The following is a 670-nucleotide window of genomic DNA, read 5'->3' on the forward strand; positions in this document are numbered from 1 at the left end:
TTGGCAGCTGTAACGGTAGAAAGCGGCGTTACAGCCAACGCGCGGCCCTGAAATGCAAGCTGTAACGCCGCTTTTGGGCCTAACAGCACAAATATGCTGGAGCAGGGAGCGGGTTTGGCAGCTGTAACGGTAGAAAGCAGCGTTACAGCCGACGCGCGGCCCTGAGATGCGAGCTGTAATGCCGCTTTTGGGCCTAACAGCACCAAAATGCTGGAGCAGGGAGCGGGTTTGGCAGCTGTAACGGTAGAAAGCGGCGTTACAGCGGACGCGCGGCCCTGAAATGCGAGCTGTAACGCCGCTTTTGGGCCTAACAGCACAAATATGCTGGAGCAGGGATCGGATTTGGCAGCTGTAACGGTAGAAAGCGGCGTTACAGCCAACGCGCGGCCCTGAAGTGCAAGCTGTAAAGCCGATTATCGGCGTTACAGCACCAACATGCTGGAGCAGGGAACGGACTTGGCAGCTGTAACGGTAGAAAGCGGCGTTACGGCCGACGCGCGGCCCTGAAGTGCAAGCTGTAACGCCGCTTTTGGGCCTAACAGCACAAATATGCTGGAGCAGGGAGCGGGTTTGGCAGCTGTAACGGTAGAAAGCGGCGTTACAGCCAACGCGCGGCCCTGAAATGCAAGCTGTAACGCCGCTTTTGGGCCTAACAGCACAAATATGCTGG

Annotated in this window: 2 protein-coding genes; both read right to left on the reverse strand. The window is 57.5% G+C overall.

The window, feature by feature from the left end; genetic code table 11:
• Positions 1-380: hypothetical protein (locus tag NNL21_RS36110; protein ID WP_256555732.1), on the reverse strand; the 380-nt coding region annotated here is incomplete at its 3' end.
• A 42-nt stretch (positions 381-422) separates the two neighbouring features.
• Positions 423-670 (reverse strand): hypothetical protein (locus NNL21_RS36115; RefSeq protein WP_256555734.1); only part of this gene is annotated, 248 nt, incomplete at its 5' end.

This window comes from Paenibacillus mendelii, from assembly GCF_024498075.1.
Lineage (GTDB): Bacteria > Bacillota > Bacilli > Paenibacillales > Paenibacillaceae > Paenibacillus_Z > Paenibacillus_Z mendelii.